Origin of the sequence: Enterobacter cloacae subsp. cloacae ATCC 13047 (assembly GCF_000025565.1) — a bacterium.
Taxonomy (GTDB): Bacteria; Pseudomonadota; Gammaproteobacteria; order Enterobacterales; family Enterobacteriaceae; genus Enterobacter; species Enterobacter cloacae.
Map to the genome: position 1 here is coordinate 504,433 of NC_014121.1, position 21,671 is coordinate 526,103.

Consider the following 21,671-nt stretch of genomic DNA (forward strand, 5'->3'; position numbering starts at 1 on the left):
ATTTAAGGTTGGGCTAAAAATAAAATAAAAACTTTAATTTTTTTATTTGAAGATATTGGGTCTCAGTGTGTCTGAAATAAATTTCTTGAAGCCTTTTCTTTAATCTTTGAAATTGTTCTAGGGCGAAATGGGCTCCAACTGCAGCGGAAATTAAGATAATGTCGACATGTTTAATGAACATCAAGCTATAATAAAACAACTACCTATAAATCAATGAGTGAAAAATCAGGGGTGTATCGCTATTTTTAAATGGGATTAATGATGAGGCTTATCCTGCGAACCTTTTTGATACAATATCGCAAATCGATGGGGTAAGCCTTTCAGATTTAAAGGGGAAATTCATGGTTATTAAAAATAGTTATTCCTAAAGAAAAAATTGATGAAGTTCGGGAGGATTGAATTTATATAGTTTGACTAAAGAATTTATTTATCCTGAGATAATGTATTTCACCGAGTACATGCAAGACAAAATAGTCTCAAGATATCGAATCCGAACGTAAACTGCTCCTTCATGATTTAATTTCGGAACATACTAACTTTGCTTTTTGCTGTTGTAACCTTGATAAAGGATCGCACTCTGATCTAACATGGCTCCGTTATACCGTTGCGTAAAGCAACATGCCAATGTCCCTGCAATCTGAGAGGGACGCCTTCGGGTGATTGCTTGCCAAAACCGTCATGACCTGAGAGACGGAGCCTTCGGGCGGTAACTCCGTTTAACCTTTGAAAACGGAGGTCGTATAGCGACGAAGGTCCTTTTACTTACAATGCCTGTTTATGGCCTTTTCATCTCAATGGTGGTTCTCGCCAACGTTTCCTCTTTCGTTCAGACGCTGAATTCCGGTTGCAAACTTTGCGGCGTGGGTATGACCATTTGAAACATTTGGGCATCTTCCACGACTGCATTGAGAGCAGAGGAGCGCGGCGTCACTTGCGTTCGAGTGAAACGAGTACCAAGTGACGCGCGCAGCGCACTACGTCTCAACCCACGTACGACGTGGTTTTCAACGTTTTCGTACCAACTGAACAACACGTAACTAAGGGTTTTACGACCTTAAAGACGTCCTCTCATACGTTTTAACGCAAATTAACCAACGTCCTTCAACACGCTTATGCGTCAGGACTTCACTTCATTTAAGGAGAAATCGGCACGACATCGATGGCGACACCGGCGAGCAGCTGGTGTGTGGAGGCAGTCTGATGAATATCAGCCCGGCGAAAGCCGCGAACAGGTCAGAGACCTGGGGAGCCTTGCAATAACTCAACATTTCGCCGCCCCGATGCACAGATGTCTGCCGAGTCGCAGGAAGCGCAACCGTAACCGTGCCATCGGGGTGAAATACCATCGTCTGTAACTTCAGTGCAGCCGGTGACAAAGCTTTTCCGTTCACTCAGACGGAAAAGCTCTGTCACCTTTTTATGAGGAGAAGCTGTAATGGCTAAATTGAATAAAAATTTGAAAACACTTGCCAGACAGGCAGGTGGAAGTTTTAAGACTGTTGCCGATCGGATGAAAATAGCCGACAGATTTGCTGCCCGGTTGCAAAGTCTTAATATTCAGATTAGGGACATTAAAAATATTAAAACAGGGCATGTTGAATTATATGTTCGCAGCCGTCTTGCGGAAGACATATCAAAACGCACCCTGCAAAATGAAATGTCCGCCATTCGTTCTTTGTTACGTGTTGCGGGAAAAACGTTTATGGCCGATCCGTCTCACGAAAAACTGAGCAATGAAGCATTGAACATCTCCGGAACAAGTCGTGATGGAACAAAAGTGGCCATCACCGATGAACATCTTGATTCTGTACTTTCGTTAGTTAAGGAGAAAGATGAAGGCGTGGCTGTTGCCATTCAACTCTCTCGTCTCCTCGGTTTACGAACAGAGGAAACGATCCAGTCGGTTAAATCACTTTCGACATGGAAAAAGGCTTTGCAGAACGGAGAGAATAAAATCAGAGTGGTTTTTGGGACGAAAGGTGGAAGGCCCAGGGACACGACAATTATTAAGCGTGAAGAGACATTAAAATTATTATCTTCCGCTTTGAAGTACACAGCAGAACATAATGGAAAACTCATCGATAAACCTTCCTTACACCTTGCCATTGAGCGATACAGAAATATCGTACGTGAAGCGGGAATGGTTGGAGAGTTTGCTCCTCATAGCCTCAGGTACGCTTATACACAAGATGTGATCGGATTATATTTAGAACACGGCTTCAGTGTAAAAGAAGCTCAGGCTCTTGCTTCTATGGATTTAGGTCACGGTGATGGTCGTGGACATTATGTAGCGAGGATTTATAGCAAGACAAAATCATAGCAGCCAACGTGTTGAACGCTATCACTAAGTTTTATTGAAATTAAATTATTCTCACTCATTGATGGCAGGGGTTATGATGAATGTACTTAAAGTATCCAGGTTAGTTAAAGTGGCTAATAGGGCTTCATTTTTTGATTTTATTTCACTCGTATCAGAAATTGAAGGGCGTTTGAAATTGTTGCATGCATACTCCATTCTCTTTGCCATCGATGGTAAGGGTGATAGTTACTTCTCTTTTGAGCATGTTTCCCGGACTACTTTTTTAGTTACTGAAAGATTAATGGAATATAAACTTCTTGGACTGATTCCTGATCATAGAGTTAAGTGCCTTGATGATATTTTTGAGCAATGTAAACAGGTACTGGGTGATAAAAAGTGGAACATGGCAGTGACAGGTGGGACAGTAGTTGCTCAGGATGTACTTGACACATATGCAGAAACTTTTCTCACCACCTATGTTGAAGAGTCCGATACCCGCTTCTTAAAGGATTTTGTTCAATGGTACTTAAGTACCTGTTGAACAATCATCAAGCCTGTCGTACGATAATTTTGCTAACCGTTGTCATCACGACAACTGCCAATGTTCGGTGGATTTGAGACGAACGCCTTCGGGTAATCCATGCCAATGCCACCACAACCTGAGAGGTGGCGCCTTCGGGTGGTTCAAACCTGTTTAACCTTTGCAAACAGGGACCTGATAACCAGGTTAAGGTCCATTCAACTTATTCTTCCAGATTTTTCATCCCACGGGACAACGCTTCCCGTATCGGGTGGTCGTTTCCCTTTTTTATTCAGGAAATGCCGCCATGACCTTTCTTCATATTGTTTACTTTGTTGCTGTTTTTGCCGATCGCTTTGTGTGCTTCATTGCACCAAAAACGCTGATTGCTGAATGGTTTTTCTGGTTCACCGGTGATGCGAAGTCATTACTGCTTGTTGTTCGTGAGCTGGAGCTTGCCCGTTCATATCAGAAGGACGAAGCATCAGTGTTGCTGACGGAATTCTCGGTCTACCATGCCGCCTTTTTCTTCGGAGAACGCGAGTATTACGGACTAAAGGTTCGCTGGCCACGCTGGTTCATCAACCGCCTTCATTTTACCGGGATGCAGCTCGACGCCACGCAGTGGCAGGAAGGCTGTCAGAATGGATTCAGCGACGCAGCCGCACTGGAGTCCAGGGCGACTGCTCATTGCTGATAACGCTGTACATTTCACTCACTTCTCCCACAGGACTCCGCTCCCGACAGGGCAGGGTTCCACGTTTTATAAGGAACCTTTGATGACTGCTTTTGCTATTACTGTTGATGTCCTTGCTGCCAGCATCCATTCAAAGACCGGGTTCATTTCGGTGATGTCGGAGATTGAAGGGCTGTTACAGAGCGCTACAGCGCTGAACATTTGCGGCATCCCGGACAGCATCGATCTGGATGGTTTTCCGGAACGCTGCAGCCAGACAATCCACCTTGCCAGTGTTGTTGGTGAGGCCCAGGAAATGAATCTGATTCCAGACTCTCTTCGTCAGTTTGTCGATGATGTTGTCCTGACGGGAAAACGCTTCGACGCTGAAGGCGACACTAACGCATGGTGCTACGGTTTTAAGCTGGGCACCGAACGTGGACTGGCTAACTGGTCCGGCGTTTAACGACAATATCTGATTTTTTACGACGGATATTCGATTACTGATAACTCACCCATGCGGGGATAACCCCCCGCATAGCGGTGAAGGTGTCTCCGCCTTAACCAACGGAGACATACCATGAGTATAATGCTCATCCTTGCATCAAAAGCGGCTTCAGCTCTGGCGCACGTTTCTGAGTCACTTAATCAACGTAAGAAAGAATGGTTCACCAATCAGTCGGGGCACAGCAGCTTCCGGCCGGAAGTGATCCCGGATGGTAACGGATTCACAGCCATAATTTCCCGACGAACCGGTTACAGTCCGAAAGACTGGACCTATCAACGTTGTGCAACCGCAGGACGGTTTGCCTCCTCGCGTCAGGCAATGAATGCTGGTCGCCGGATGGCGCAGCAGCTGGCTGATTTACGTTACCGTTTTGACTGATACAACACACTGACCTCCCCCAGGGATCTTCCCTGCGGGAGGTACTGGCGGGCATGGCTTCATTTTATTCTGAGGTATTCAACATGACCGTATTTAATGACATCGCTTTTGACAGATCTTACGCACCTCAGGGAATGCATGAACTGTGGCAGGGGCAACGCTCGCTTTCCCGTTTCATCGCTTATGTTGCGGAATTAGAGGGTGAACTCCTGGCAATACGTGCATTCCGGCGCTGCGCTATCCCTGACCTGACGGGCAGCTACGGCGTTCCGGTACGCACATTCCGGCTTGTTTCGATTGCCCGGCTTATTGGGTACGCCTGTATGACCGGGGCATTTACTGACGGTTTATTCGAAAAGTACATTGCCGGGCTGATCCTTCTCGGAGAACAGATTGCCCCCCGGGCCTGGAATTTTGGGTTTAGTGAGGGGCAGATGCACTTTGATGAGATGCGCTCTGACGATGAAGCCAGTGAGGAACAACGGGCTGTATTCTGTGCGAGTGCAGACTATATAGCCTGATTTCTGAAGCGAAAGCGGCTCCCGAGAGAAGCTTTCTCAGTTAAACAAACACTTTCCGGAGGGACCTTCCCTCCCGGGGAAGTTTCCTCCTCCTTTCCCCGGAGGAAATATGATCCGCTTTACTTCTGATGAACTACGTCCGCTGTTTACACAGAATCTGGGTATGCAGCGCCCGCTGATACTTGAAAAGAAACTGGGCATTTATCTTCGTGTACCGGATGACAGACGTCCGGGGGAGTGGCTGAAAGCCTGGGCTGCAGGCTGCAATCCGTTAAAAGATGCAGACTGGTTCACACTTGTCGACACGCTCATACCCGAACATGAGTTTTCTTTTCAGACATTTATGGCACAGAGCATGTTTGATGCCGTGCTGAACGACCATCACGACCTGCTCATGAAGCCTGTTATCAGTAAGCTGAATAACGCGCTGACACTTCACAAGGGAACGAGACCACCCATGAAGGTATATGTGCCGGTGGGCGAATATCGCTACCGGATACAGTGGCTTTATGAGCAGTCCTTACGCCACTTCCATGCCTGTGTGGGTGATGCTGAACGTCTCAGCTGGCGTTCGCAGGCATTGCATGTGCTGGATCAGGTGATACGCCTGGACTCGAAACGGGCGAAACCCGCCGACCGGGAGAGGTTTGACCGGGCGGTCGAGAGCGTACGTGACCGTATCCGTTCGGTGATGTCCGACGGCTCCTTACGTTATTACTGATTTTTCCACGCACCGGTGGCGCATCGTCCGCCACCGGGCAGGGATGCGCCCCGCACTCAGAGGCAGCATCCCATGAAGATAACCACCGGCCGGCGTAAACCGGCGGCAGTACAGACCCCCGACCTGTATCAGCAGGTCACTGACAAAATCATTCTGGCGCTCGAAAACGGCGTACCGCCCTGGCGGCGCCCCTGGCGTTCGGCTCAGAACGTGCATGGAGGCAGTCTGCCGGTCAATGCCGTCACCGGCCGCGCCTACAGTGGCATTAATGTACCACTGCTGTGGATGGCCGCTGAAGAACACGGGTACACGTCCGACCGCTGGCTGACTTTCCGGCAGGCGAAAGCCGTCGGCGGTTATGTCAGGAAGAATGAGACCAGCGCGCTGGCCATCATCTACAAACCGTTTGAGAAACAGGCCCGCGACAGCAGCGATAACCTGTTGTATCGCGACGGTGAACCGGTCATGGAGCAACTGGCCATGCTGAAGCAGTTGCAGTTGTTCAATGTTGCCCAGTGCGACGGCCTTCCCGAATCCGTACAGGGTGAACAGCCCAACACGGTGGAGGCAGAGCCGCCCTCTGAACTCAGTGCAGCTCAACTGCAGCAGGTGCAGCAGATACTCAGCACAACCGGCGTCGGCTGTGACCATCGCCGGCAGGACCGCGCATTTTACCGTCCGGGTGCCGACCGCATTGTGATGCCGACGGCATCGCAGTTCCGGACGGAAGCGGATTACTGGTCCACGCTGTTGCACGAACTGGTACATGCCACCGGCCACAGCAGCCGCCTGAACCGGGAAGGTATTACCTCATCATCGCGTAAGTTCGGTGATCCGGTTTACGCCTTCGAAGAGCTGATAGCGGAAACCGGAAGTGCCTTTCTCTGTGTGGAGCTCGGCATTACCGGCGACGTGCAGCACGAAAGCTATCTGGCCGGCTGGCTGAAAGCCCTTCGTGAAGACAAAAGAGCGATTTTCCGTGCCTGCCGGTTTGCCCGGGAAGCGTCGGAATATTTACTTGCCCCCCTGAACCGGAACACGGAACAGGCGGCATAAACTGACCCGGCGGCTGCGGCCGCCATCATCCCCCTGGGGGCATCTTCCTCAGGGAGATGCCCTCTTTTCGTTTTAACCGACAAGAGGAGTTTCACAATGTTCTCATGGTGCCAAAACCGTCTGGAGATCACCGGTAAATCAGTCTGTCTCGATGTGATGCAGCCCTGGATTGCCGGCACGGAAAAACCGCTTTACCGGCATGCCATCCGGCAGGCGATAAAGCTGTTCCTCGCCGGCTGTGCCGGCATACTGAAGCCCGTCAGGGCGGTGGATTACGCACCGTATCCTATGCTGACCGCATCCGGTACAGGCGCGCAGACCTCACCCAACCAGGCCTTCCAGCATTTTATCGAGCTGCTGGAGCAGAATGCGTGGCTTGACAGCAAGACGCTCTCCCGTATGGAGAAAATCTGGCTGCAGTCCGGCATCGATGCACTGAAATGGGAAGCCATTCCCTTTGCAGCGCGGCAGATAATGGCGCAGCTGATGGCCGTGCACTATGCCGACTGGTTCGGCGTTGCCGGTGCCGGTGGTCAGTTTGATCCGCAGGAGCGCTGGGAGTCGCTGAGCATCATGCCGGAGACGACCTGCCCCTGTGACATGCTGATGGTGATGCCGTCACGTCTGGCCTCCGAGCTCAACGGCGAAGGTGGTCTTTTCACCGGGCTCTGTATAACGTCCGAACTCTATATGCAGCTCTTTGGCATGGAGTTTCCGGCGGGCCATCAGGCCAGCTGGAGCAGGGATGACGTGGGGTCACTGACGCTGAGCTTTGCATCTCCCTGGTATCCGCCGTCAGGTGAGGTTATGGGGATAATGTCGCAGATGTTTGACTGTGAAATCCGGCACTACTGGATTTCACCGGATGCCGGCACGTCAGGGTTCAACTGCTTTGATCGGGGGGACCACGTTGACAGTGGTCCGTACCAGGCAGAAGCGCTGCGGCAGTCAGCATCCGGCGACGGTGCACGCATGTATCTGGTGACACCCGAAACGGCTGCGGTTCCTGCAACCACCGCAGCGCACTACGGCAGCATCCGCGCATAACATTCACTTAACGTCGGTTTATCCGGCTCCTCTGACCGGTCACAGCGAAAGCTGTGGCCGTTTTTCACCCTGAAGGGAACACCGTTTCCCTCCGGGCGCGTGTTCTCTTTCCGGAAGGGAGCACATATGAAAAGCGTCATCAACCACGAAAAAGCCTTTCTCTCACTCTTCAGCCAGACTGCACGGTACCATCACCGGCATCAGGTATTTGAAGACTTTGTCAGCTGCAGTGTGATCGCACTGCAGAACAGCCTTCAGTTCTGTGACAAACGGGAAGAAAAGTACATGCGTATTGTCGGCCGTTACGAAAAAACGGACATCTCCCGTATGGCGCAGCTACTGGCCCATGTGACCAACGGGCTGGATGAGACGCCCGGCGATTTTCTTGGCCGCGTTTTTATGCAGCTTGAACTGGGTGATAAATACCGTGGTCAGTTTTTCACGCCGTGGAATATCGGTCTGATGATGGCCAGAATGCAGCTCGGTAACGTCGAAGATAATTTTAGGGACAAGCCGTTTATCACGCTTTCCGAACCTGCCTGCGGCGCCGGCTGTATGGCTCTGGCATTTGCCTTTGTTCTGCGTGAGGCTGGCTATTCTCCTCACCGGTATCTGTGGGTCTCTGCTCAGGATATCGATCCGCTGGCGGCCGGTATGGCGTATATCCAGCTTTCGCTGTCTGGTGTGCCGGGGGAGGTGGTGATCGGCAACTCACTAAACGATGAGCGCCGGCGAATACTTCACACGCCCGCGCATTACATGGGGAACTGGAGTTTCCTGCTGCAGACGAGAATGAATGCAGCCGTTGCATGAAAGCTCATACTGAACAAAAGGCCACGAATCATTGTGGCCTTTTCTTTTCACATATCTGAAAAGTTATCGAAGATTCCGGATAAAAAAACGAGGATTAATGGGATAATATAGCTGCCAAGAAAACCAAGACGAAAAAAGTCAACGTAATTGTCGGTGAATGGTTTCGTATCCCACATTACGAATGCATCCAGAGTTGCTACACATGCCACTAAAATATAGCCAGCAACGGGACTGAATAGCTTCATAAGAAGTACAGGCCATTTTTCAGCATTCTCACACAAATAGAGCGCAAACCCAGATATCCATACAAATGTTAACAGGATAGTAACCCGCCAGCTTATGTATTCCGGCGGGAATATATTTCTTTTCATCATGACATACCAAAATAGTAACTCCGTGCCATATATGGCTAATGGGATCGCAAGTAAAAATAATCTTGAAAATCTGATGTTAATTTTCATTCTGTAGCCTTTTAACCCAGGTCATCGTAGAACGGGTCTACAATATAAGAACCATGCTTACCGGCGACGGCTCCTGGTTTTGTCTGTAAAGCAAAAATAAATATTCGCAGCGGGATTTCTCTTCTCAGCAGAAGTCTGGTCAGCCTGAAGGTATAAATAAGGTGGTGGTAATACTTCATACCTGTATTTTCGCCTCCTGCTGTTGATAGTGTTCTGATCTTGACCCGCCATCTCCGGACAGCTTTTGTATCTTAAGTTAACGATGTCCGCTGCCGCCGATATTCCCTCGGGGAGTGATATCCCAGCGCGCTGTGCGGGTGGTTTTCATTGTAATGTGTGAACGCTGCTGCAAGGTTTCGCAGGGCTGTTCTCACATCTGGTTTTGGCATGAACGCGATATAGTCTTCCTTCATCGTCTTCACGAACCGTTCGGCCATGCCATTGCTCTGCGGGCTGCTCACCGCTGTTGTACACGGCTCCAGATTCAGCTCTCTGGCGAACCTCCGCGTTTCATGCGCGGTATATGCTGAACCGTTATCCGTCAGCCATTGAACCGGTGTGGTCGGCAGCCCGTCGCCGAAGCGCTTTTCCACCGACCTCAGCATCACATCCTGCACCGTCGAACTGTCGTAGCCTCCTGTGCTCGCTGCCCAGTCTATGGCTTCTCTGTCGCAGCAGTCCAGCGCGAACGTGACCCGCAGCTTCTCACCGTTGTCGCAGCCGAACTCGAAGCCATCTGAACACCAGCGCATATCGCTTTCTGCCACCGCGATTTTGCCCTTATGTTCACGCTTCGACCGCTCTGGTTTGTCATGCAGTAACAGCAGATTATGCTCGCTCATAAGCCGGTAAAGCCGTTTGGCGTTCACGGGGGGCAGTCCCTCTGTACGACGTTGCGTACGCAGGATGCCCCACACACGGCGATAGCCGTAACTGGGCATATCGCTGATGATATCGAGGATCTCTGACAGTATTTCAGCGTCTGCTTCGTCATCACGCCGGTTACAGCGCCTGTCCTGCCAGTCGGCAGAACGGTTAATTCGCAGTGACAGCTGCGCACGCGACACGCCCATGGTGCGGCTGACCAGGGCTATTCCCCGTCCTTTGGCAACAAGGGCGCGTGCGCTATCCATTTTCGCGACTGAGCGTACTCCACGGCTTCTTTCAGGATCTCAACTTCCATCGTCTTCTTGCCCAGCAGGCGCTGAAGCTCCCGGACCTGCTTCAGAGCAGCAGTAAGCTCAGAAGCTGGAACAACTTCTTCCCCGGCCGCAACGGCGGTGAGGCTGCCTTCCTGATATTGCTTCTTCCACTTAAACAGCAGGCTGGGCTGGATGCCATGCAGGCGGGCGACATGGGAGACATTCATGCCCGGCTCCATCGTCTGCTGGATAATGGCGATCTTCTCCTGAGGAGTTTTACGTTTACGGACTTCTTGCCCTAACAGGATCCCGGTCATCTCAAAATTGGCGTTAGTGTTAGACATATATTCAAGCCTATCTCTTATCTGGAGATACAGCTACTGTCTGGAGTTTCAGGGGGCTACATCATGTTCAAACCAGAACACCACCGGCTTATCGACGATCTCTACCAGGCCAAAGCGCTCTGCGGTGCGGAAATTGACGCTATATGTTCGGGCGCGCTCTACCTGCTGGCTGATTTCTTTTCTCATTCCTTCAACGCTAAATGCCCCCTTGAACAGGTTGCACGGTGCGCAGGCGGGAAACAGGTTTTCTATTGTGTGCAGATCTGGATGCAAGACTTTACCAGTGTTTCTGGCAACATGCGTTACTCCGCTTCCAACTGGTGCCAGCACATATTCAAAATCGCGGCGCACAGGTTCAACGTGATCTGCATGCCAGCCTTTTTCAGGGAGAAAGCAGCCACAATACGCACAGCGCCCGCCGAACTTCATGCGCAGCTCTGCCCGCTGCGCTTTTGTGATTTTGTTCTTTGGCCTGGAGAAACGACCGTCCGGAACTTCCGCTTTAGGCAGGTGCTTCGGCAAATCAGGCAGTTCAATCATCATGCCTTCACGATTTTTAACCTGAAGTGGTCAACAAAAACTGGCCACCGCGTTAGAGTTTTTCCAGTATCGGTTTTCTGATTCGTTTGGCGGTAACCCACCATTATATTCGTGCGGTCTTAGTGCGCTGTAATATCCAACGATATAGTCCGTTATTGCGTGAGCTGCATCGCTGAAGCTTACATAGCCCGTCGCCGGCACCCATTCGTTCTTCAGACTCCTGAAGAAGCGCTCCATTGGGCTGTTATCCCAGCAGTTTCCACGCCGACTCATACTCTGCCTGATCCGGTATCGCCACAGTAACTGCCGGAACTGCCTGCTCGTATAATGGCTGCCTTGATCGCTGTGGAACATCACCCCGACGGGCTTACCACGGGTTTCCCATGCCATTTCCAGTGCTTTCATGGTGAGCCTGCTGTCCGGCGAGAACGACATGGCCCAGCCCACTGGTTTTCTTGCGAACAGGTCGAGAACAACGGCGAGGTACGCCCAGCGCTTACCCGTCCAGATATAGGTCACATCACCGCACCACACCTGATTTGGTTCCGTTACGGCGAACTGTCGCTCAAGATGATTCGGGATAGCAACGTGCTCATGACCGCCACGCTTATACCGGTGAGTCGGCTGCTGGCAACTGACCAGCCCCAGCTCTTTCATGAGTCTGCCAGCAAGCCAGCGCCCCATCTGGTAACCTCTCTGGGTTGCCATTGTGGCGATGCTTCTTGCTCCGGCAGAGCCGTGGCTGATGCCATGCAGTTCAAGTACCTGACTGCGTAATACAGCCCGTCTGCCGTCTGGCTTTTCAGGACGGTTTTTCCAGTATTTGTAGCTGCTGCGATGAACCCCGAACACATGGCAGAGAGTGGCCACAGGATAACGCGCCCTGAGTTTCCCGATTATCGAGAACTGTTCAGGGAGTCTGACATCAAGAGCGCGGTAGCCTTTTTTAATATTTCATTTTCCATTTCAATACGTTGTAGCTTTTTCCTGAGCTCACGGATTTCAATTTGTTCCGGGGTAATGGGGGAGGCTTTTGGTGTTTTGCCCTGCCGTTCATCACGTAATTGTTTCACCCATCGCGTCATTGTGGAAAGGCCGACATCCATAGCGCTGGCTGCATCTGCCACGGTGTAGTTCTGGTCAACGACCAGTTGAGCGGATTCGCGTTTTAAACTCTGCGCTGAAATTTCTTTTTTTCATTATGACACCTGTGTTGTTCTGAGGTGAGCATATCACCTCTGTTCAGGTGGCCAAATTCAGTAAACCACTTCAACCCTGGGCATACCTGTTCCCCCATTTCCAGATTGAGATTGATGCCAGCGGCAGACAGTACGAAATCGCCGAAATCCGTGGTGAAGCTGATGCGCCCCGAACGTCGTAATAACCCGATTTTTTCAAGCCGTTTCACCTGTTCTTTCTCAAGGTCATGGCCACCTGATTCCGGGTCATCACAGCACTCAGCAAAGCGGTTCAGCGCTGTAATATCATCGTCAGAAACGAATGATCGCCACGGCTCCGTATTAATGCTCACCGTGCGAGTTTTCAGAATGGTGTCTGCGATTTGAGAATACTCAGAGCGACGTTGTTCGTTGTACTGTAAACGTGCATGCCATCCCATCAGGTAAAATGCATAGAATGTCCCGTTCTCCCCGGTTTTCCAGTGTTCAGTAGGGAGGTCTTTCTTGATTGCACGCCATGCCCACTCCCGGCAGTAGTCTGCGTCAGTGGTCTCTTTGAAGTCGAACGGCGCAACCGGGCGGGCTTCTAGATCGGCGATGCGTTGGCGCAGTTGAGAATTATCGGTTTTGTCAGCTTCGCGCCCTGCAAGCAGCGATGCGATGATGTTTAATTCGTCGTTATTCACTAATGCCATAAACTCACTGGTGGCATTATCCCATGCAGTCAGCGCTTCATAATTTGTGGGATTGTTTCGGTGATCTGCGAATGTTGAAAGGTATTTCTTCGCCGCCAGTGTCAACATGTCGTTATTCATACTGCATCGCCTTTTCTGTAGGTTATGATTTTGATATCGAGAGTTTTGCTGTACGGGTTGATTTCAATCGCACGGGTCATCGCCTCCAGGCTGAGTGATGGAGTAAGTCCACCGATACCGCTTCCCAGTAAAGGAAAAGCAACAGAGTGAAATCCCTTCACGGCGGCGAGGTTCAGGGCCGCATCTGTGCAGCAATGGACGATTGATTCCGAGCTGCACCAGAACATATTCAGTGCGGCTGCATGAATGATGGGTGTTTTAAGTTTACCGCCATCAGTCAGGCAGACCGTTCCCGGGCGCATCACACCTGTTCGGGCGAGTTGTCGGAACGGCTCCGGCCCTGCCAGCTGTTTCAGTCTGCCGGAGACCCCCTTAGGCCAGAGCAGCCACCAGGGTATAAAATTCATATTCCAGGCATTGATCAGACAATCAGCTTCCTGTTCGAAGAGATCACCTGGCAGGACGGTAAGTGTCATTCTTCATCTCCGTCAGGATATATTACTGCACCGGGAAGACTTTCCGGCTCAGGGACGATATCGGTATCGGAAATGCTTTGCAGATAGCGCAGCGCTTCTTCTGCTGTTGAGAATTCAGTAATGTTGCTGCGACTCATATAGCTGTCAGTGGTAATTCCGTATTTTCCCGTTCCTGTATTAAAAACGAAGTTGTGGCAACAATTGTCAGTCGGGACGTTATAGACAATCATTGTTTTTTCGTTATTGTGGTCGGTCCGCAAATATTGCATAACGAATTCAACCATGCGGATATTTTGATACAGTTCGTGTTCTGATGTTGTGGTAAAACCAACAGAGAAGGCGCCCTGATTAGTATGGCAATTATACATCCCGCCCGCGTGAAGGCCTTTTTCCCTGACCCATTTTTCTTTGTATTCATACATTGCCGGTGAGGGATTAACGAGGTCAAAAATAACCTGCCAGTTCGGTATATCTCCCCATGACGCAATCAGCAGTTCGTCACGTTCATTTTGCAGCTGAGCAAGGTTATCCTCTGCAATTTCAAGATTGCGTTCCGCACGTTTAACGGAGCGCTCCCGGCGTGCCACAATATTCTGCGCTTCTGCAATCCGTTCGTGGATGGCATTGAGTTGTGTCTGTAACTGAACCATGATGTGACCTCTTATTTATTTGAGAGAGCCGCTAGCGACATCCGGGATCTGCTTCCACAAACGTGATGTCCAGGTTTTTTTAAGATGCTCCGGATTGGAAGATATATAGGTTGCTGTAATAAAGCTCTCTTTACTGTTCCCCCGAACATCGAGCGTCAGGCGGTCATTTTCGGCCCAGTTCCGGCTCATGCGATAGTAGTTGCCCGGCTGCGCCTCCCAACTGGTGCCTTCTGAGATCGCCGATGCTGACCAGCCTGCATTTCCCTGACCGCTGTTATGTGCAGCAGCGACATCAATGTCCGATACAAACCCGTAATGCTGTTTCAGACGCATGGCTACAGTTTCAGCTGGAATCGGTATAGGGCCATAAAACTGGCCGACGTAATTACGTTGGTTCGGTTCAGCACTGTTTTGTGTCTGCTGCTGACTCACAGGGTTGATAAGCGATGTCAGCCTGCTGAGGCTGAGGTCGTTTAAGGGGGAACTGCCGCTACAGCCGGTCAGCGTTAATAAAAGAGTCGTCAGAGAGACAACGGAGAACATTTTTATCATGGTATTACCCTTTTGACGTCTTCAGGAAGTGAAATCCCGGGGCTTATCCTCTGTTGCCCCGGTCTTGTTGAATCAGAAGGTGAACTGCATCTGGGCGACTGCACCGTAGGTACGATCGGTGCCGGCAATGCCCGTGATGTCCAGATGGACCACATCAAAAGGCGAGAAACCGAGCCCGGCCGTGAAGGCGGAGCCATCGTTCGAAATGATGTTCTGGCGGTAACCTGCACGAACCTGCATCCAGCTCCACGCATTCAGCTCGACGCCAGCGCTTGCAAACTGACGCTTTTTGTCGGTATCGAAACGGCTGGCTTCAGTCAGGTCGACATCGAGCGCCGTTGTGATAAAACCGCTGTGCCATGCAGCTCCGGCCGTAGCCTGCGGCTTAACTTTGAATGTCCCGGTCGAGCCATTTACCGGTTTGGTCTCAACGGAACGGGGAATGACGTTCAGGACTGCCAGACCCAGAGTCCAGTTGTCAGTCAGATCCGTTGCCAGTCCCAGGTCAGCGTTAAAACCCGTTTTTGTGTTGCGGTAATCGCCGGAATGGATATCGCTCTTATCGAAATCGCGAACGGAGACATTGTAGTTAAACAGGTCAATACGCTGATATTTCGGGGTGATGCCCAGGGACCATCTCTGACCGGCAGTTTCAAACTCATGTGCCATTGCTACCCCGACATCGGTGATAACGGCTGCACGGCCATAAGCTTTCGAGGTCAGGGAATTCTTGTCTACAGCGGATGGAGGGATGTCGCCATCAGCCACCTTATCGAGATAATCCAGGTCATGGTCACTGACTTTACCCTCAACAGACACTGTCCCCCAGGACTTCACGACTACCGCAAAAGGCAGGGTCTGATTTGGCACGGTTGCCACTACAGAGGCACCGACCTGACCATTGGCATGAGTATCTTTCAGATCCTGCAGTTTATTTTTAAGTGCCGCTGCGCTTTCGCTGACACCGGACTGGCTGTCGGCGGCTGCATCAAAACGGTCCCACAGGTCTTTCACATCATCCGCTTTGTCCACCGTGTTATCGGGATCAGAGACTTGCGCGCCGACAGACGGCAGCACCAGGCTGAAATAATCGGTTGGTCCAAAATGCGTCAACAGCGCCGGGTTGGACAGCGCCGCGGTACCGTAGTGTGCTGATGCCACGCCGGTGCCCCCCATTGCGTCCCCCCGTGCTTCCATCCAGCCTGTGGCTGCATAGACTGACGGCACCGCAGAAACCAGCAGGGCAACAGAAATGCAGCGTGTAATCATTGAAACTGAAGCTTTCATCATTTATTTCCTTTTCTCATTTATGGTGTTTAAGGCAAAAGAATCCCCTGACGCTGGCGCGCCAGTTAAAACGGGCTATTCAGTGAATTCAGATGGAACGGGTTGAAATAATGTCTTCCGCTATCTTTCTCCATTCATCATTTATAAAATTATCCGGATTAAGGAAAGGCTCCCTTTCTTCAGTGCTCCAGATCCTTTGGGTATATTTTCCGTGAGAATCGTGGAAGGGTTTTTGTATTTCCCTTAATGCTGCCGGCGGAAGTACTTCCCCGGATATCATTGAATCCAGAATGTTCCCTGAATCAATAAAGGTATCGACAAGGGAGAGGACTTCGGCTTTAAACAGCAATCCGCACAGGGCCAGGAATAAAGTAAATTGTTTCCCTGACTCACCGGATACTGAACAACGGCCAGCACATTCCACAACACGGAACCTTGTGTCGTTAATGGTTGTGTACCGGCGAATAAACAGGAAAATATCATCCTGCTCTTTTTTTCGAATAAAAAAGAGATCCGGCCGGGCGATAAAATCTTCCGGATTGATTTCCTGAATTCTGCACGTTAATAACCGGGATGCATCGAGCCAGTCAGGAAATACGGTAATCCGGACCGGAGGGACGATTTTGCCCGAGAGCCACCCGGTACTGACATAAAACCATTCAGACAATTTTTCCAGCAGGGGCGGGGTCATGTAACCGAGCGTTCTTTCCCGGTTTTCCAGCACACCCAGGCTCATGTTCCAGTCCGCAAGCAGATGGGCCACCTCCGGAGATGACAGATTGTATTCGTCCATCAACAGCCAGAAACGTTCAGGGATGCGGGTAACGGCGGCCTGATGCGGTGTGAGGGTTTCACGCATGACGCCTTCAATCATAATATTCACGAGAGCCGCAGCCGAGATACCCAGACGACCTGACATGAGGATGATAAAATCCCCCACAGCAGGTTTGAAACGGATGGCCATCGGGTTACCGGATGTTTTCTTTCCGTCGGACATTGCGGCGGTCAGCTGCAGCAATTCGTCGTCCCGTTCAAGGGCGATCCTTGCCAGCAGGGATGTCATATTCAGATGCTTCATAAAAAGTCCTGGTGTTGGCTAACAGTCTAATTTTCATCGGTTTATTTATATGTATCCGGTGTGAATACGTTACGCCGCGAAAATGCGGATGTATAACGGATAAAATCGATCGTTCAGATCGAATACATGCATGTATCCAGTGTGAAACGGCGCGCAGACTGTTGACAGGGGAAATTATTTTTCCGTGTTTAAAGATTTTCGCCGGAGGACCAGCACGGGCCAGTCCCTGCGGAAGTCCGTGCGCCAGCGCCACTGCCGGAAAAGGATTTCGAGCTGCATCAGTGCTCTTTTCCAGGGAGTAAAAGGAATCTGATAAATACGGCTGCGGACCGTGAGTCCATATTCCGTGGTGTGGGCCAGTAGCCTGCGGGCACGTATACCGGTCAGCAGGTGCGATGAGATGATAACGGTGCGGTGTGTTTCCAGTGCCTGACAGGTTGAGGCGTTCACGTTCTGCCAGAACAGACAGACACGCGACGGCGTCAGGTCGGTGGTGGGCTGCCAGGGGGCCAGGTGAACCCATGCCCGCTTTCCGTGCTGGCTTATCAGCGTCATCTTCGGCCTGAAACGACGCTCTGCCCATGCGAGCGGGCGCAGCAGGAAGGGGAGGCCGGACAGCAGCACCCAGACCAGATAAAAACCGGAGCAGGGAACGCCGCCGGTGATCTCCAGACCCATCACGCCGGACAAACCCAGCCATAGCAGGAAAAAAGAAAAAACACAGGCTTGCTGCATGAACAGACTCCCGATAACGGTGTTAACAGAGGCGTGCAGGAGAGCACTCCTCCTCTGGTCCCGGCACCCTGAAAATCTGAAACCACTTCTGAATATTTTCACAAGCAGGATTTCTGTCAGGGGCGGTTCAGGGTTTCCGGTTGCAATTATCAGGGGGGCTTTTAGCGTAGCGTCATTTTCAGCAGGCATATTCCGGCGGAGGTGATGGTGCGTGGACTTAACTGGTTAACAGGCAGGAGCAGACAGGAAAAACGGCCCGGAGAGAGGCTACCGGCGGGTGCCACGCCGTCCCGGACTGTTGCTGATGATGGCTGGCGCCCTGCTCAGACGGGCAGATCACTGCTGCAGGCAGACGAATACCGTCGCCTTATCCGGGTGCTGACAGAGAACAGCCCGCTGTCGCAGCAGGTCACGGAAGCTTGGTGGCTCAGGCCACTGGAGGAGATGGCGGGACGGGTGCAGGCCTGCCCGGGGGCCTGGTCTGGGCCGTTCTCCGGACCGGGAGGGTTTAATGAACTCAGCCTGAACGTAGCCACACGTGCGGTGAGGCTGGTACGTGGCATGATGCTGCCACCGGGTGCCACGCCTGAAGAGCAGGCAGAGCAGATGCCCGGCTGGGTCTGTGCAGCGTACTGGGCCGGGCTGTTCCATCACCTGCCCTGGCTGATGCAGGTGGAGGGGGCGCTGAAAAGCGGACGTGTCTGGTATCCGGGGCTGAGTGTGCCCGGAGAACCGTGGCGGGTCAGGCCGGCCGGTGAACCTCCGGGGGCGACGGGCAGTGTATATGTGGCGTTCAGGCTCCTGCCTGAGGCCGCTCTGCTGTGGCTTCAGCGCTGGCCTGTGCTGTCTGATACGCTGCTGCTGTTTCTTTCCGGACGTCGTGCGGAAGCCGGGATTCTGAACAGTATTGTGAACGATGCGCTGCGCAGCTGCGGTCTCTCTGATACGGCCGTTATGTCCGGGCAGCCACCAGACCCGGTCTCCCTTGTGACAGTTGTGCCTGTCACTGGTCATACCTTCCCTAAATTATATGAGACTGATTCTATCCCATTGTCCAGTAACGATAATTCTCCGGATGTTTCAGTGCCAATTAAAACCGGAGATATGACCTACAGTTTCAGTCAGGACGGAGAGAAAACGTCCGTTAATACTGTCCCTTCAGCACTGGTACTGGAATCAGCACTTTCAACACATGAACCGCTGCTTTCAGCAGAAAATGATATCAGCAGGGATGAGGAAGGTGGGGCGCAGGTATCCACGGAGAACCTGCTGTCATTGCTGGACCTGATGGCAGAAGGGAAAAGCTCTGTGGTAACGGAAAATGTACCTGCAGATAGTGCTGATAGCCCTCCGGCCACGGAGCTTCCGCCCGGTACGCACCCTTCGCATGAGGAGGGGATGGACAAGGAAGAGCAGGCCGGCGCGTTATTTCTGGAGTGGGTCAGGGACAGCGTTGAGGACGGCACGCTCAGCGTCAATGAAAAGGACAGCATTCTGCACGTTCTGGCGCAGTTTGTATTCATGGTGTCACCGGCCTGTTTTTACCGTCACACCTCTACAGCGGAAGGGAGTGTTACCGACAAGGACAGGCTGCAGAAAAGTTTTGAGGCGCTGAACGTACACCATTCACGAAATGGTAAGGGGTTATTCCATTACCATCAATACGACACGCCGGATAAAAGCGGTCGTTTTACCAAAGTGTCAGGCTACATGATTAACGCTGACATTATTTTTAAAAAAGGGAGCTGTCTCACGGACAGTATATGGCTTTCAGCGAAGAAATAATTTGCTGAGGTTAAGTTAATATTACGAGGTCATTATGGCAGACATTGTGACGTTTGAAAAAATTCTCGATGACTATTTTTTTAATAAAGTTCTTCGTCGTGCAACAGAATGGAGTTACCGAAAGGTGGTGAGAACTTTCCTTGAATTTTACGGAGAAGATATTCTTCCGGAAAATGTGACGCGAATGGATGTTCTGAAATGGAGACGGTATGTTCTGAATGAACAGATGTCCAGTAAGCGGACATGGAATAACAAGGTTGCCCACATGCGGGCAGTATTTAATCATGCCATCACGAATAAACTTATTTCAGCCAGAGAGAATCCTTTTAACCAGGTGATTGTTAAACCCGATATTAAACGAAAAAAAACACTATCCGGGGAGCAGATGAAGAAAATTGATTTAATCATGGAAAGGAAAATTGAGCTGGAGCAGATGGGCGTTCACGATCCGCGGCCAAATGCCCTTGAACCCGCCTGGTTCTGGATGACGGTCATTGAGACACTGAAGTTCACCGGTATGCGCCAGAATCAGCTGCTGCATATACGACTTTGTGATGTGGACCTGAAACTGGGCATCATTGAATTACAGGCTGAAGGTTCTAAAAACCACCGGGAGCATCGCGTGCCGATCACAGCGCGGCTGAGACCGCGTCTTGAGCAACTGTATCTTATGTCTGTACAGAAGGGATCCAAAAAAGGGGAGCAGTTATTCAACATCAACCGGTTTACACCCAAAAAGAAAAGAATTATTCGGGCTAAAAACATGGATCACCTACCGATGAGGGCCTTCTTCAGAAGACTGTCCAGGGAGTGTCAGTGTGATATCAGCCCGCACCGGTTCAGGCATACGATAGCCACAGACCTGATGAAACGCCCGGAGAGAAGCCTGAATGATGTCCAGATGCTGCTCGGTCATTCCAGCGTAGCGGTGACCCTGGAATATGTGGAAGCAAACATGGATAACCTGAGGCGAAATCTTGAAGCCGCATATGCAGCTTAGGAGTAATCCTAAGTCAAATTCATAAGGATTTGATATCTAAACGGGAAAAATCGCGGGTTTTCCTTTACAGATCGTTGACAGAGCAGCGCTGAGAAGGTAAATACCTGTAACTGAAATTGTTGGGATGTGAGAAATCCGGAGGATGCGACCAACATCCTCCGGATTCTTAATCCCTAAACCCTCAGGTGCAGAACGACTTTGCCTCATCCTGCACGATGATGGGGCCGGGACTTTGTCTTGCCCGTTAAGGATCTCATCTCTTAACGGACAGGCTCTGAAGAAGTGGTGCCCGGACTCGGAATCGAACCAAGGACACGGGGATTTTCAATCCCCTGCTCTACCGACTGAGCTATCCGGGCAACGGAGCGCATTAAACCGCAATCCCGCCCGATCGTCAACACTATTTCTGGAAAAGCTGTTCAACTGCTTAAGTTTGCGGCAATGCGCTGACTTCTGAAGCAAACAGGTCAAATTACGCTTACGTCAACGCGCCGCCCATGCGGCACTGGGCAAAGCGCAGGATGTCCTCTGCCAGGCGGTGAGCGGTATCCACATCGGCCTGGCTACGGTTTACCAGCATACGGCTCAGGCAGCCTTCCAGCACCAGCTCCATTTGCTTTGCCACCATTGCCGGATCATCCACTTCAAGCGTTGTCAGCAGTTCGTGGGTGAAGTCGTGCGCCGCCCGTTTTTGCTGATCCGCCAGCTGGTGGATCGGATGGCCTGGATCGGGGTAGTACGTGCAGGCGGCGATAAACAGACAACCCGGGTAGCGGTTGTTACTTACACATTCCGTCAGCGCGGTATAGCGCGCCAGCAGCTTCTGTTCGGCGGTCAGTTCTTCATTCAACATCAGCTGCCTGCGCCAGATATCAACCTGCTGGCTGAGGTAGCGCAGGGCATCATAAAGCAGCGCCTCTTTATCGGGCCAGAAGCGCGTAAGCTCATCCAGAGGGTAATCGATACGGTCGGCTACCATCTCAAGCGTGGTGCTGGCGATCCCTTGAATCTCAAGTAATTGCAGGGCTTGTCCCAGTACGTCTTCGCGTTGCACGGTTCTCTCCTCCGTTATTCCCAACGGTTGTCCCG

General features: G+C 51.3%; 22 protein-coding genes, 1 tRNA gene and 1 pseudogene. 12 read left to right on the forward strand and 12 right to left on the reverse strand.

Annotated elements, in window-relative coordinates:
• Nucleotides 1-1,435 precede the first annotated feature (1,435 nt).
• The 10 genes from ECL_RS02420 (at nt 1,436) to ECL_RS02465 (ending at nt 8,539) form a co-directional block, all read left to right on the forward strand.
• Nucleotides 1,436-2,320, forward strand: a complete 885-nt coding sequence (locus tag ECL_RS02420) for an integrase domain-containing protein (protein ID WP_013095229.1) — start codon at nt 1,436-1,438, stop codon at nt 2,318-2,320.
• 73 nt (nt 2,321-2,393) lie between these two features.
• Complete coding sequence (locus tag ECL_RS02425) at nt 2,394-2,840, forward strand: hypothetical protein (RefSeq protein ID WP_099725561.1); 447 nt, start codon at nt 2,394-2,396, stop codon at nt 2,838-2,840.
• A 286-nt stretch (nt 2,841-3,126) separates the two neighbouring features.
• Nucleotides 3,127-3,516: a hypothetical protein gene (locus tag ECL_RS02430; RefSeq protein ID WP_013095231.1), complete on the forward strand. Its 390-nt coding sequence runs from the start codon at nt 3,127-3,129 to the stop codon at nt 3,514-3,516.
• 82 nt (nt 3,517-3,598) lie between these two features.
• Nucleotides 3,599-3,961 (forward strand): hypothetical protein, encoded by a 363-nt coding sequence (locus tag ECL_RS02435; RefSeq protein WP_013095232.1) that lies wholly within the window; start codon nt 3,599-3,601, stop codon nt 3,959-3,961.
• A 123-nt stretch (nt 3,962-4,084) separates the two neighbouring features.
• Nucleotides 4,085-4,381 (forward strand): hypothetical protein, encoded by a 297-nt coding sequence (locus ECL_RS02440; protein WP_013095233.1) that lies wholly within the window; start codon nt 4,085-4,087, stop codon nt 4,379-4,381.
• A gap of 83 nt (nt 4,382-4,464) precedes the next feature.
• Nucleotides 4,465-4,902, forward strand: coding sequence for a hypothetical protein (locus tag ECL_RS02445; protein ID WP_099725666.1), 438 nt, complete (start codon nt 4,465-4,467; stop codon nt 4,900-4,902).
• A gap of 109 nt (nt 4,903-5,011) precedes the next feature.
• Entirely contained in the window at nt 5,012-5,623 is a 612-nt protein-coding gene (locus ECL_RS02450) for a hypothetical protein (protein ID WP_013095235.1), read from the forward strand.
• 72 nt (nt 5,624-5,695) lie between these two features.
• Entirely contained in the window at nt 5,696-6,679 is a 984-nt protein-coding gene (locus tag ECL_RS02455) for an ArdC family protein (protein WP_013095236.1), read from the forward strand.
• 96 nt (nt 6,680-6,775) lie between these two features.
• The gene (locus tag ECL_RS02460) at nt 6,776-7,726 is read left to right on the forward strand and encodes a DUF1281 domain-containing protein (RefSeq protein WP_013095237.1); all 951 of its coding nucleotides are present in this window, start codon (nt 6,776-6,778) and stop codon (nt 7,724-7,726) included.
• A 126-nt stretch (nt 7,727-7,852) separates the two neighbouring features.
• The gene (locus tag ECL_RS02465; RefSeq protein ID WP_013095238.1) at nt 7,853-8,539 is read left to right on the forward strand and encodes an N-6 DNA methylase; all 687 of its coding nucleotides are present in this window, start codon (nt 7,853-7,855) and stop codon (nt 8,537-8,539) included.
• Nucleotides 8,540-8,586: 47 nt separating this feature from the next.
• Here ECL_RS02465 and ECL_RS02470 read toward each other — a convergent pair whose 3' ends face one another.
• The 10 genes and pseudogenes from ECL_RS02470 to ECL_RS02520 all read right to left on the reverse strand — a co-directional run bounded on the left by ECL_RS02470 (nt 8,587) and on the right by ECL_RS02520 (nt 17,797).
• Nucleotides 8,587-9,000, reverse strand: a complete 414-nt coding sequence (locus tag ECL_RS02470; RefSeq protein ID WP_054442362.1) for a hypothetical protein — start codon at nt 8,998-9,000, stop codon at nt 8,587-8,589.
• Nucleotides 9,001-9,251: 251 nt separating this feature from the next.
• Nucleotides 9,252-10,459, reverse strand: a protein-coding gene (locus ECL_RS02475) for an IS3 family transposase (RefSeq protein WP_109455549.1) whose coding sequence is annotated in 2 segments (ribosomal slippage) — nt 9,252-10,138 and nt 10,138-10,459 — 1,209 coding nt in all. Because the reading frame shifts where the segments join, the coding sequence is not laid out codon by codon here.
• A 75-nt stretch (nt 10,460-10,534) separates the two neighbouring features.
• A complete protein-coding gene (locus ECL_RS02480; protein WP_013095242.1) occupies nt 10,535-11,026 on the reverse strand; it encodes an HNH endonuclease in 492 nt (163 codons plus the stop codon).
• Nucleotides 11,027-11,056: 30 nt separating this feature from the next.
• Nucleotides 11,057-12,226, reverse strand: a pseudogene (locus tag ECL_RS02485) (IS3-like element ISEc52 family transposase).
• Nucleotides 12,227-13,015: 789 nt separating this feature from the next.
• Nucleotides 13,016-13,495, reverse strand: coding sequence for a macro domain-containing protein (locus ECL_RS02495; protein WP_013095244.1), 480 nt, complete (start codon nt 13,493-13,495; stop codon nt 13,016-13,018).
• Complete coding sequence (locus ECL_RS02500; protein ID WP_013095245.1) at nt 13,492-14,145, reverse strand: hypothetical protein; 654 nt, start codon at nt 14,143-14,145, stop codon at nt 13,492-13,494. The genes ECL_RS02495 and ECL_RS02500 overlap by 4 nt, the downstream gene beginning before the upstream one ends.
• A 15-nt stretch (nt 14,146-14,160) precedes the next feature.
• Nucleotides 14,161-14,697, reverse strand: a complete 537-nt coding sequence (locus ECL_RS02505; protein ID WP_013095246.1) for a hypothetical protein — start codon at nt 14,695-14,697, stop codon at nt 14,161-14,163.
• Between the two features lie 72 nt (nt 14,698-14,769).
• Nucleotides 14,770-15,966, reverse strand: a complete 1,197-nt coding sequence (locus tag ECL_RS02510; protein WP_013095247.1) for a conjugal transfer protein TraF — start codon at nt 15,964-15,966, stop codon at nt 14,770-14,772.
• 106 nt (nt 15,967-16,072) lie between these two features.
• Nucleotides 16,073-17,062 (reverse strand): hypothetical protein, encoded by a 990-nt coding sequence (locus ECL_RS02515; protein ID WP_013095249.1) that lies wholly within the window; start codon nt 17,060-17,062, stop codon nt 16,073-16,075.
• A gap of 174 nt (nt 17,063-17,236) precedes the next feature.
• The gene (locus tag ECL_RS02520; RefSeq protein WP_013095250.1) at nt 17,237-17,797 is read right to left on the reverse strand and encodes a hypothetical protein; all 561 of its coding nucleotides are present in this window, start codon (nt 17,795-17,797) and stop codon (nt 17,237-17,239) included.
• A gap of 204 nt (nt 17,798-18,001) precedes the next feature.
• On the opposite strand from ECL_RS02520, the gene ECL_RS02525 reads away from it, so the two are divergent.
• Both ECL_RS02525 and ECL_RS02530 read left to right on the forward strand, forming a co-directional pair.
• A complete protein-coding gene (locus ECL_RS02525) occupies nt 18,002-19,582 on the forward strand; it encodes a TraI domain-containing protein (protein WP_086538577.1) in 1,581 nt (526 codons plus the stop codon).
• A gap of 34 nt (nt 19,583-19,616) precedes the next feature.
• Nucleotides 19,617-20,582: a tyrosine-type recombinase/integrase gene (locus ECL_RS02530; RefSeq protein ID WP_013095253.1), complete on the forward strand. Its 966-nt coding sequence runs from the start codon at nt 19,617-19,619 to the stop codon at nt 20,580-20,582.
• A gap of 283 nt (nt 20,583-20,865) precedes the next feature.
• On the opposite strand, the gene ECL_RS02535 is transcribed toward ECL_RS02530, so the two are convergent.
• A tRNA-Phe gene (locus tag ECL_RS02535) sits at nt 20,866-20,941 on the reverse strand.
• Between the two features lie 119 nt (nt 20,942-21,060).
• A complete protein-coding gene (locus ECL_RS02540) occupies nt 21,061-21,636 on the reverse strand; it encodes a transcriptional regulator (protein ID WP_013095254.1) in 576 nt (191 codons plus the stop codon).
• Nucleotides 21,637-21,671 lie beyond the last annotated feature (35 nt).

Bases quoted from the DNA above. Each gene is read 5' to 3' on its own strand.
- ECL_RS02420 (WP_013095229.1), top strand. From the start codon at position 1,436: ATGGCTAAATTGAATAAAAATTTGAAAACACTTGCCAGACAGGCAGGT.
- ECL_RS02425 (WP_099725561.1), top strand. From the start codon at position 2,394: ATGATGAATGTACTTAAAGTATCCAGGTTAGTTAAAGTGGCTAATAGG.
- ECL_RS02430 (WP_013095231.1), top strand. From the start codon at position 3,127: ATGACCTTTCTTCATATTGTTTACTTTGTTGCTGTTTTTGCCGATCGC.
- ECL_RS02435 (WP_013095232.1), top strand. From the start codon at position 3,599: ATGACTGCTTTTGCTATTACTGTTGATGTCCTTGCTGCCAGCATCCAT.
- ECL_RS02440 (WP_013095233.1), top strand. From the start codon at position 4,085: ATGCTCATCCTTGCATCAAAAGCGGCTTCAGCTCTGGCGCACGTTTCT.
- ECL_RS02445 (WP_099725666.1), top strand. From the start codon at position 4,465: ATGACCGTATTTAATGACATCGCTTTTGACAGATCTTACGCACCTCAG.
- ECL_RS02450 (WP_013095235.1), top strand. From the start codon at position 5,012: ATGATCCGCTTTACTTCTGATGAACTACGTCCGCTGTTTACACAGAAT.
- ECL_RS02455 (WP_013095236.1), top strand. From the start codon at position 5,696: ATGAAGATAACCACCGGCCGGCGTAAACCGGCGGCAGTACAGACCCCC.
- ECL_RS02460 (WP_013095237.1), top strand. From the start codon at position 6,776: ATGTTCTCATGGTGCCAAAACCGTCTGGAGATCACCGGTAAATCAGTC.
- ECL_RS02465 (WP_013095238.1), top strand. From the start codon at position 7,853: ATGAAAAGCGTCATCAACCACGAAAAAGCCTTTCTCTCACTCTTCAGC.
- ECL_RS02470 (WP_054442362.1), bottom strand. From the start codon at position 9,000: ATGAAAATTAACATCAGATTTTCAAGATTATTTTTACTTGCGATCCCA.
- ECL_RS02480 (WP_013095242.1), bottom strand. From the start codon at position 11,026: ATGATTGAACTGCCTGATTTGCCGAAGCACCTGCCTAAAGCGGAAGTT.
- ECL_RS02495 (WP_013095244.1), bottom strand. From the start codon at position 13,495: ATGACACTTACCGTCCTGCCAGGTGATCTCTTCGAACAGGAAGCTGAT.
- ECL_RS02500 (WP_013095245.1), bottom strand. From the start codon at position 14,145: ATGGTTCAGTTACAGACACAACTCAATGCCATCCACGAACGGATTGCA.
- ECL_RS02505 (WP_013095246.1), bottom strand. From the start codon at position 14,697: ATGATAAAAATGTTCTCCGTTGTCTCTCTGACGACTCTTTTATTAACG.
- ECL_RS02510 (WP_013095247.1), bottom strand. From the start codon at position 15,966: ATGATTACACGCTGCATTTCTGTTGCCCTGCTGGTTTCTGCGGTGCCG.
- ECL_RS02515 (WP_013095249.1), bottom strand. From the start codon at position 17,062: ATGAAGCATCTGAATATGACATCCCTGCTGGCAAGGATCGCCCTTGAA.
- ECL_RS02520 (WP_013095250.1), bottom strand. From the start codon at position 17,797: ATGCAGCAAGCCTGTGTTTTTTCTTTTTTCCTGCTATGGCTGGGTTTG.
- ECL_RS02525 (WP_086538577.1), top strand. From the start codon at position 18,002: ATGGTGCGTGGACTTAACTGGTTAACAGGCAGGAGCAGACAGGAAAAA.
- ECL_RS02530 (WP_013095253.1), top strand. From the start codon at position 19,617: ATGGCAGACATTGTGACGTTTGAAAAAATTCTCGATGACTATTTTTTT.